This window comes from Pseudomonas sp. CM25 (assembly GCF_013179705.1).
Classification (GTDB): domain Bacteria; phylum Pseudomonadota; class Gammaproteobacteria; order Pseudomonadales; family Pseudomonadaceae; genus Aquipseudomonas.
On record NZ_JABMCW010000364.1, the window covers coordinates 1 to 5115 of the forward strand.

Here is a 5115-nt window from a genome sequence, read left to right on the forward strand (position 1 = left end):
GTTACCCTGGTACTGCCACAACGCCAACTCATGGCGCTGGCCTTCGGGCGCATGGGTATCTCGATCTGGGATGGTTTCGAAGCGTTCAACGAGGATGACCACGAAGATGCGCTTCATCACGCCATTGCCGCCCTCAGTCATGCCACCGAAGGGCTGAACACGCTCGCGGGCTCCGGCATGATGCGCCGCGTGTTGCGCGGCATGCCCAGGCCACCTTCGGTACCGCTGCCGTCCCGCTACCAGGCCAGGCCAGCCGAGGCAAAGATACGCTATCTAATCGATGGGGCGCACGGCGAAGCGGTGTACGAGCAGGCTTCCGCCAGCTCGGGTTTGTCCCTTTACTACGTCAAGGACTTGCAGGGCCGCTACTTCAACGTCAGCTTCGATGGCAGCCGCTGGCGTGCGACCGACCCCAAGCAGCCGCTCGCCTACCTCAAGCTGCCGATCAAACGCCGCCTTGACCAGACCTGGGTCGTCGACTCGCCGTTGCTCTGGTACGACGGCCTGCCCGACCTGAATCAGTTGCTGGGGGCGTGTCAACCGGAAACGCGCCTCACCGGCTCAGCGATCGCTGCGGAGCCAGAAGTGTTCGAGACGCAGGGCGTGCCGTTTTTGCAACTGGGCAGTCAGCAGGTGAACGTGCGGCACCACCCCCTGGCCGGACATTACCAGCTCGCGATCCCCGAGCACATGCAAACCAACGTGCCGATCTGGGCGGTGCTGCGCCGGCAGGAAGGGCAATGGCGAATCCGCGTGCGTCAGCCAGGACGCAGCAGCGACTGGCTGACGCTGCCTGCGGATTATTCGGCCAGCTTGGGCAGCAGTCGGTCGAGCCGCTGATGCAGCCCGCTGCCGCTCGGCCAGTTGCGCAGCAGCCGTGCTCGATCACGGGCATAGGCCGGGGCGAAGCTGAGCTGGGTGGCGTGCTGGCACATGGCGTCGAGATCGATCAACGACCACCGACCGTTGTCCCAGAACAGGTTATGGCCCTTGAAGTCGCCATGACTGATGCGCTCGCGGATCAGTTGCTGCATCACCCGCACCAGGGCATCGACCTGCTCTTCGGGCGCGTCGCCGTTTTCCACATAGGGTGCGAAACACGCGGTCAGGTCCGGGCCATCGACGTACTCGGTAACCAGGTAGGCCCGACTGCGCAGGCCCACCACCCGTTGCTCCAGTACCGCCAGCGGGCGCGGGGTAGCGATGTCGAGAAACTCCAGGCGATGGCCTTCGATCCACGAGTGCCAGGCCCGGCTCGGGCGCCAGAAGCGTTTGAACCAGTGGGCGGTGCTCTTGATGTTGTAGCGTTTGAGCACCAGCTGACGGCCATCGACCTCGATGCGCGCAACACTGGCGGCACCACCGGTCTTGAACAGGTGGCCTTTGTCGATCAGCGCATCGGCCTGCTCCAGCACCGGCAGCATGGCGTCGACCTCGGTGCGACGGATCGCCCGCAGGCCCGACAGGCTGCGTTCAACACTGAACAGGCTGCACTCGCGGCCGGCCTTTTCCAGATAATCCTTCTGCCGCCAGCTGCGCACCTTGTCCACCTGCTTCTGCAAGGCTTCCAGCGGCAGGGCGTGTTCGGCGTTGGCCAGCAGGTAATGCACCAGCAACTCTTCGATGAAGGGTTCCAGGCGCTTGGGCAACTGGGCGAAGAACACGCCGAGGTTTTCCAGTACGCGCGGGCGTGACAACTGCTGGCCGGGCGTTTCGGCCTTGATGCCGGCGCCATCGATCAGGTACAGCTTGCCGCCATGACGCAGCAGGTTGTCCAGGTGCAGGTCTTCTTGCCACAGGCCCTGGGCGTGCATGTGCGCCACTGCAATCAGCGCTTCGCCCAGCACCAGGTGCTGTTCGTCGGCCAGCACCGGCAGGTGCTCTACGCCAGCCCAGGCATCAGCCAGGCTTTCGGCGCCGTCGAGGAACTCGAACAACAGCCAGCCGCCCTCGCCTTCCTTGAGGCCGTCGGCCAGCAGCTTCGGCGTGGTCAGGCCCTGCTCAGCCAGCAGCTTTACGCCTTGCAACTCACGCTGGAAGTGCCGGGCCGCATGGCTGCCCACCAGCAACTTGGCCAGCACCGGGGTGCCACGCCACACGCCAGCCCCCACATAGCGCTGGCCCGGCAACACACGCAGCAGGCTGAGCAGTTGCAACTCGGCGCTGCCGGCGGCATCGGCCAGGGTGATACTCAGGGGCAATGCAGGGCTGCGCCCGGCCCTTTTCAGTTCAGACAAACGCATCAGCGGGCCTCTTTTTCACGACGGCGTTGCGTCAGGCGTTGCAGCCAGGTGTCGACCAGCCGGCCATCGGCAGGCTGTGCCAGGTAGGTGGCCAGCAGGGTGCGGATATCGGCTTCGCCCCAGGCCCGGGCACGACGCAGCAGCGGCTCCAGGTCCTTCAGGCGGTCGCGCATGCCAAACAGCAGCGGCCGGGTTTTTTCCAGGTCGATCAGCTGCGCGTCCCAGCCTTCGCGGCGCTGGCGCAGGAAGATGTGCTTGGGGTAGAAGCAGCCATGCACCTGGCCGGCGCTGTGCAGCGTGCGCGCCAGCTGGCCACAGGCCTGGAGGATGCCGTTGCGCTCGGCCCCGCCCAGCTGTAGCCATTGGGCCAGCAGGCTGTCGAGGTCGGCCCATTCGTCCAGGGCGCGGGTCATCAGGATGGCCCGGTGCTTGCCGGCCTGCTTGCGTTCGCCATAGAACACCGCCTGCAAGGCGGGAATGTGCAGTTTCTGGTAGCGGCTGATATTGCGGAATTCGCGGGCGAAGGTGGGTTCGCCAAAGGGCCGGTGCAGGGTACGGGTCAGGTAGTCGCTCTGGCGCTTGAGGTAGTAGCCCTTGCCTTCGAGTTCCAGCCTGTACACGCTGCTCCAGCCGCCGCGGCCGGTGTTGGGTTCGTCCACGGCATCCAGTTGCAGCGCCCACAGCGCCTCGAAGTCGTCCAGGCCATGGCGTTTGAGCAGCGCGACGTCCGCGCTGGCCAGGTAATCGGTCATTCCCTTCCCTCGAAAAAGCCCAATACCTGGCGAATGCGCTTCTTGTCACGCACATTCAAGCGGTCGCGGCCACGGTATTGCAGGTAGAAGCGCAGGCGCTGGGTAGCGGTGAGGTGGTATTTGGCCACTTTGTCCAGGCAGGCCAGGTCCTTGATCATCCGGTGCCGCCACATGAAGCCGCGCCAGAAGTCGCCGGTGGGGCAGTCGATGAAAAACAGCGTGCCCTGGTCATCGACCAGCAGGTTGCGCCATTTCAGGTCGTTGTGGGCGAAATGGTGCTGGTGCATGACCCGGGTGTGGCGCGCCAGCTGGCTGCTGACATGCGCGACCCAGGCACGGTCCGCCAGCCGTGCATCGTTGCGCTCTGCCAGCGCCGACAGGTCTTCGGTGCGTGGCAACTCGCGGGTGATCATCGCACCACGGCCGAAGGCCAGGCCATCGCGCTCCAGGCCCCAGGCGACTACTTCGGCGGTGGGAATGCCCCACTTGGCGAACTGCTTGAGGTTCTGCCATTCGGCCTTGATGCGTGGCCGGCCAAGGTAGCGGCGCAGGTGCTTTCCGGCCCCGGTGTAGCGTTTGACGTAGTAGTTGACGCCGTCACGCTCGATGCGCACCACCTCGCTGAGCGGGTCGCGGGTCAGGCGTTCGCCTTGCAGGGCAAATACCGCTTCGAGGCTGCCGAAGTCCGCCGCCAGGTGTTGGTAACCCGGCGCCAGTGTCCAGCCCGCCATCAGAGTGCATCCCCGTAGCGTTGCTTGCGGTCGTAGAGTTTCTGCGCCTTGCGCTCCAGCCAGGCGAGCAGCGCGGCTTCGTCCTTCAGCACCTGTCGCAGCGGGCGCTGGAAGTAAGCGCGCAGGAAGCGCAGCTTGTCGCGTCGGGTAAGACCGATGTCCAGCGCCGAGAAATACAGCGCGGCCAGGTCCTTGTCGCGCCAGCGGCGGCTGATGGTTGCCCGGGTCTGCGCGCGGTGCAGGTCGATGACCGACAATTTGAAATCGTCCGCCGTAACCGGGCGGTCGGTGTGCAGCAGGAAGTGACAGATGTAGCAGTCGCGGTGGTTGACCCCGGCGCGGTGCATGCCACCGGTCATCTTTGCCACTTCGCCGATCAGCGCACGCTTCAGGCGCGGCTCGGGCGGCTGCCGGACCCAGTCGAGGCTGAAGTCTTCCAGGCTGACGGTCGGCGCCAGTTCCTCGGTGATGATGAACGAGTGCTGGGTGGCCGGATTGCTGCCACGCTCGCCATAGGCGACGGCGGTCATGGTCGGCACACCAACCTCATGCAGGCGCTGAATGGCGCGCCACTCCTGGCCTGCGCCGAGCACCGGCAGCTTGGCGGTGAACAGGTTCTTGAAAACCTCGCCCCAGCCGATGCCGCGGTGAATCTTGACGAAAAAGCCCTCGCCCGCCACTTCGGTGCGCAGCGTGCGTCGCCCTTCCAGCTCGCGGTACACCTCGCCTTGCAGCCCTTCGACGGCGTCGAAGGCATCACGCCCGGCCCACAGGCGCTTGAACGGTTCGGCCAGTATCAGCTTCATGCGGTCTCCTGCCCCAGGATCACATCGGCGGCATGCTGCGGCATGCTGTACAGGTCTGCCGTGTCGGCGAAGGCCAGGCCATTGCGCGCCCAGTCGGCGCGGGCCTGCGGGTCTTCGAGCATGCGCTGCAGGTAACTATTGAGCTGTTCCTGCTCGAACGGTTCGTCCAGCACCAGGCCGCAGTCGGCCTCGGCGATGTAATGGGCATAGCCGCACACCCTGGACACCAGCACCGGCAGGCCAGCCACCAGCGCTTCGAGCAGCACCGTGCCGGTGTTTTCGTTGTACGCCGGGTGAATCAACAGGTCGGCGCCCAACAGGAAACGCGGGATATCGCTGCGACCCTTGAGGAACTGCACCTGGTCGCCCAGGCCCAGTGTGGCGCTCTGCAGCTGGAATACCTTGGGGTCGTCCTGGCCGATCACCATCAACTTCGTGCGCTTGCGCAGGGCCGACGGCAGTGCCGCCAGGGCCTTGAGGCTGCGGTCCACACCCTTGGTCTTGAAGCCCGAGCCAATCTGCACCAGCAGCAGGTCGTCGTCATCCAGGTTGAATTCCTTGCGGAACCCGGCGCGGATCTCGG

The 5115-nt window shown here is 65.3% G+C and carries 5 protein-coding genes and 1 pseudogene; 1 reads left to right on the top strand and 5 read right to left on the bottom strand.

The features are described from left to right. A pseudogene (locus tag HP546_RS25560) lies at window positions 1-840 on the top strand (hypothetical protein); the annotation flags it as partial. Here HP546_RS25560 and HP546_RS25565 read toward each other — a convergent pair. The 5 genes from HP546_RS25565 to HP546_RS25585 all read right to left on the bottom strand — a co-directional run. Further along, window positions 801-2243, bottom strand: a complete 1443-nt coding sequence (locus HP546_RS25565; RefSeq protein WP_172231213.1) for a lipopolysaccharide kinase InaA family protein — start codon at window positions 2241-2243, stop codon at window positions 801-803. The pseudogene HP546_RS25560 and the gene HP546_RS25565 sit on opposite strands and share 40 nt — an antisense overlap. Next, window positions 2243-2995: a lipopolysaccharide kinase InaA family protein gene (locus tag HP546_RS25570; RefSeq protein WP_172231216.1), complete on the bottom strand. Its 753-nt coding sequence runs from the start codon at window positions 2993-2995 to the stop codon at window positions 2243-2245. The genes HP546_RS25565 and HP546_RS25570 overlap by 1 nt, the downstream gene beginning before the upstream one ends. Then, window positions 2992-3726, bottom strand: a complete 735-nt coding sequence (locus HP546_RS25575; RefSeq protein WP_172231219.1) for a lipopolysaccharide kinase InaA family protein — start codon at window positions 3724-3726, stop codon at window positions 2992-2994. Before HP546_RS25575 ends, HP546_RS25570 begins: the two co-directional genes overlap by 4 nt. Then, window positions 3726-4532: a lipopolysaccharide core heptose(I) kinase RfaP gene (gene rfaP, locus HP546_RS25580; protein ID WP_172231222.1), complete on the bottom strand. Its 807-nt coding sequence runs from the start codon at window positions 4530-4532 to the stop codon at window positions 3726-3728. Before rfaP ends, HP546_RS25575 begins: the two co-directional genes overlap by 1 nt. Further along, window positions 4529-5115, bottom strand: a 587-nt coding sequence (locus tag HP546_RS25585) for a glycosyltransferase (protein ID WP_172231225.1), incomplete at its 5' end; no start/stop codon positions are given. The genes HP546_RS25585 and rfaP, both read right to left, overlap by 4 nt.

Coding starts and splice junctions, on each gene's coding strand:
- HP546_RS25565 (WP_172231213.1), bottom strand. CDS start 2,243: ATGCGTTTGTCTGAACTGAAAAGGGCCGGGCGCAGCCCTGCATTGCCC.
- HP546_RS25570 (WP_172231216.1), bottom strand. CDS start 2,995: ATGACCGATTACCTGGCCAGCGCGGACGTCGCGCTGCTCAAACGCCAT.
- HP546_RS25575 (WP_172231219.1), bottom strand. CDS start 3,726: ATGGCGGGCTGGACACTGGCGCCGGGTTACCAACACCTGGCGGCGGAC.
- rfaP (WP_172231222.1), bottom strand. CDS start 4,532: ATGAAGCTGATACTGGCCGAACCGTTCAAGCGCCTGTGGGCCGGGCGT.